The 3,504-nt window shown below is 32.2% G+C and carries 2 protein-coding genes and 1 tRNA gene; 1 reads left to right on the top strand and 2 read right to left on the bottom strand.

Going from position 1 to position 3,504, the window contains the following annotated elements; translation table 11 throughout:
• Nucleotides 1–5: 5 nt before the first annotated feature.
• Together Q0075_RS12555 and Q0075_RS12560 are read right to left on the bottom strand one after the other, a co-directional pair.
• Nucleotides 6–87, bottom strand: a tRNA-Tyr gene (locus Q0075_RS12555).
• A 163-nt stretch (nt 88–250) separates the two neighbouring features.
• Nucleotides 251–1,375: a TlpA disulfide reductase family protein gene (locus Q0075_RS12560; protein WP_297869805.1), complete on the bottom strand. Its 1,125-nt coding sequence runs from the start codon at nt 1,373–1,375 to the stop codon at nt 251–253.
• A gap of 247 nt (nt 1,376–1,622) precedes the next feature.
• Between Q0075_RS12560 and rpsA the strand changes: the two genes are divergently transcribed.
• Nucleotides 1,623–3,386, top strand: a complete 1,764-nt coding sequence (gene rpsA, locus Q0075_RS12565) for a 30S ribosomal protein S1 (RefSeq protein WP_297869806.1) — start codon at nt 1,623–1,625, stop codon at nt 3,384–3,386.
• Nucleotides 3,387–3,504 lie beyond the last annotated feature (118 nt).

The following is a 3,504-nucleotide window of genomic DNA, read 5'->3' on the forward strand; positions in this document are numbered from 1 at the left end:
TTTTGTGGGGAGAGCAGGATTCGAACCTGCGAAGATGTAATCAGCGGATTTACAGTCCGCCCTCGTTGGCCGCTTGAGTATCTCCCCAAGCCATCTTGCTTATTTGATTAAGCGGTTGCAAATATAGAATTGTTTTTTATTCCTACAAAGGATTTTACCACTATTTTACATACTATTTTATAACATTCTGTAAATGAAAAACATAAAAAAATCTCCCTAAGGAGATTTTTAATAATAAGTTAAAAAACCTTTATTTTACTTCTAAAAGTGCTACCACTTTAGCGCGTAATGCATCACCTCTAAGATTTTTTGCTACAATATTTCCTTTAGCATCTAAAATAAAAGTTGCAGGAATTGATTCTACATTGTATTGTAGAGCAATTGGTTCTTTCCAATGTTTAAGATTTGAAACTTGTGGCCATAATAACCCATCCTTTGCAATAGCTTCTTTCCATTTAGAAGCTTCTTTGTCAAGAGAAACACCAATGATGTTTAAACCTTTGTCGTGAAACTCTTTGTATAAAGCCACTACATTAGGATTTTCTGCTCTACATGGTCCACACCAAGATGCCCAAAAATCAATAATAGTAACTTTACCTAGTGATTCTTTCAAAGAAATTGTTTTGCCTTCTGGTGAGGGAGCTGAAAAATTTGGTGCAGGTTTTCCAATCTTAACCCCAGTTATCTTTTTTAAAGCTGCTTTTATTTTGCTTCCGCTTTTTGTGTTTTGTATATTTACATCTAATCCTTCAAAATAAGTTTTTACTTCTTCAGGAGTTAAATATTGACGCACCAAGAAATTTTCTAAAAGTAAAACCGATAAATAAGCATCAGGATTTTCTTTAATAAATTTTTTAGAGTAAATATTCATCTCATCTTGAAACTTTCTGTATTCTTTTAAAAGACGATTTATCGTTGCAGTGTCCTGACTCATTTGTGCTTTTTGCATGATTGCATTATTGTCTTTTTCAAATTTTACAACTTTATCTGAAATTACTCTAGAATCAGTATTAAACTTTTGAAACATCTCATTGTTTGGAGTACCTCCTAAAGTTGATTTTTGTAAAGAATCTTTAACAATGTTTAATTCAATAGTACCATGTTCTAAAATTAACGGCATGTTAATTTGTTCGTTTTCAAATCTAACAAATCCTAAATCTAATTCCTTTGTAATGCCTCTTAATTCAAATTTTCCATCGGTTACAATAGCTGTGTCTTTAGCTATAGAACCTGTTTCGGTTTGTACTTCTAAAAATACTTTTTTTCCGTTTTTAATACCATTAGCCGTACCAGAAATAACAAACTCATTATCTTTTAAATTGTTACAACCAATAGCTAGTATGGCTGAAATAAATACAAATACTACTTTTTTCATCATTAAATATTAAATTTTTAGCAAATGTATTTAAAATATATTAGTTACAAAACATAAAAAAATGTTAGAAAATTAGCAAAAAACACTCAATCAATGTTTTGTAAATCAAAAATATAGTTGTAATTTTGCACACCTTTTGGCGAAAAAGCGTTTCCATTAGGAATCAATTATTTATGTAAAACACTGTTGCTGTTTTCTATTCGCATGATGAAACGCAAGAAACACAACATACAAATTTTTAATCAGCATGTCTGAAATTAACAAAACACAAGAAGAGTTTTTAGCGAATTTTAACTGGCATAACTATGCAGAAGGTATCGATGCAGTTGACGAGAAAAACTTACAAGAATTTGAAACTTTAGTAGAAAAAACTTTCATCTCTACAGGTGATGAAGAGGTTGTTGAAGGAGTTGTTGTAAGAATTACGGATAGAGATGCTATCGTTGATATCAACGCTAAATCTGAAGGTGTTATTTCTTTAAACGAGTTTCGTTACAATCCTAACTTAAAAGTTGGAGATAAAGTAGAAGTATTAATCGACGTTCGTGAAGACAAAACAGGTCAGTTAGTATTATCGCACAGAAAAGCTAGAACTATCAAAGCATGGGATAGAGTTATAGCTGCTAATGAAACAGGTGAAATCGTAAACGGTTTCGTAAAATGTAGAACTAAAGGAGGTATGATCGTTGACGTTTTCGGAATCGAAGCATTCTTACCAGGTTCTCAAATTGATGTAAAACCAATTCGTGATTACGATCAATATGTGAACAAAACTATGGAATTCAAAGTAGTTAAAATTAACCACGAATTCAAAAACGTAGTTGTATCTCACAAAGCACTTATCGAAGCTGATATCGAAGTTCAGAAAAAAGAAATTATCGGTCAGTTAGAAAAAGGTCAAGTATTAGAAGGTGTTGTTAAAAATATTACTTCTTACGGTGTATTCATCGACTTAGGAGGTGTTGACGGATTAATCCACATCACTGACTTATCTTGGTCAAGAATCAACCACCCATCTGAAGTATTAGAATTAGACCAAAAATTAAATGTTGTAATCCTTGATTTCGATGATGAGAAAACAAGAATTCAATTAGGTTTAAAACAATTACATGCTCATCCATGGGATGCTTTAGCTGCTGACTTAAAAGTTGGTGATAAAGTTAAAGGTAAAGTAGTTGTTTTAGCTGATTACGGTGCTTTCATTGAAGTTGCTGAGGGTGTTGAAGGTTTAATACACGTTTCTGAAATGTCTTGGTCTACTCACTTAAGATCAGCTCAAGATTTTATGAAAATTGGTGATGAGGTAGAAGCAGTTATCTTAACTCTTGATAGAGATGAAAGAAAAATGTCTTTAGGTATCAAACAAATGACACAAGATCCATGGACTGATATCACGGCTAAATACCCAGTAGGTTCTAAACACACTGGAATTGTTAGAAACTTTACTAACTTCGGAATTTTCGTAGAGTTAGAAGAAGGTATCGACGGTTTAGTATATATCTCTGATTTATCTTGGACTAAGAAAATCAAACACCCATCTGAATTTGTAAATGTAGGTGATAAATTAGACGTAGTTGTTTTAGAGTTAGACGTTGAAGGTCGTAAATTATCTTTAGGTCACAAACAAACTACTGCTAATCCTTGGGATAAATATGAAGATGCTTTCGCTGTTGGAACTATCCACAACGGAACAATTTCTGAAATTGTTGACAAAGGAGCTACTGTAGAATTTGGTGACGATATCGTTGCTTTCATTCCTACACGTCACTTAGAAAAAGAAGACGGTAAAAAATTGAAAAAAGGTGATACTGCTGACTTCAAAGTAATTGAATTCAATAAAGAATTCAAAAGAGTAGTAGCATCTCATACAGCTATCTTCAGAGAAGAAGAAGAGAAAAACGTTAAAGCTGCAACTGAAACTGCTTCAGCTCCAGCACAAACATCTACTTTAGGTGATAATAACGATATTCTTGCTGAATTAAAAGCTAAAATGGAAAAAGGAGGTAAATAATCTTTCTTTTTGTCATGCTGAACTCGTTTCAGCATTTATAAAATCAATCCCGAAAGAAATTTCGGGATTTTTTATTGTGTAGTATATTTGTTTATCGTAATATTGCAATATAATAATT

Origin of the sequence: uncultured Flavobacterium sp., from assembly GCF_937967675.1 — a bacterium.
In the GTDB taxonomy this organism is placed as follows: Bacteria; Bacteroidota; Bacteroidia; order Flavobacteriales; family Flavobacteriaceae; genus Flavobacterium.

What these genes read in the sequence shown, in the direction of transcription:
- rpsA (WP_297869806.1), top strand. Translation starts at nt 1,623, where the DNA reads ATGTCTGAAATTAACAAAACACAAGAAGAGTTTTTAGCGAATTTTAAC.
- Q0075_RS12560 (WP_297869805.1), bottom strand. Translation starts at nt 1,375, where the DNA reads ATGAAAAAAGTAGTATTTGTATTTATTTCAGCCATACTAGCTATTGGT.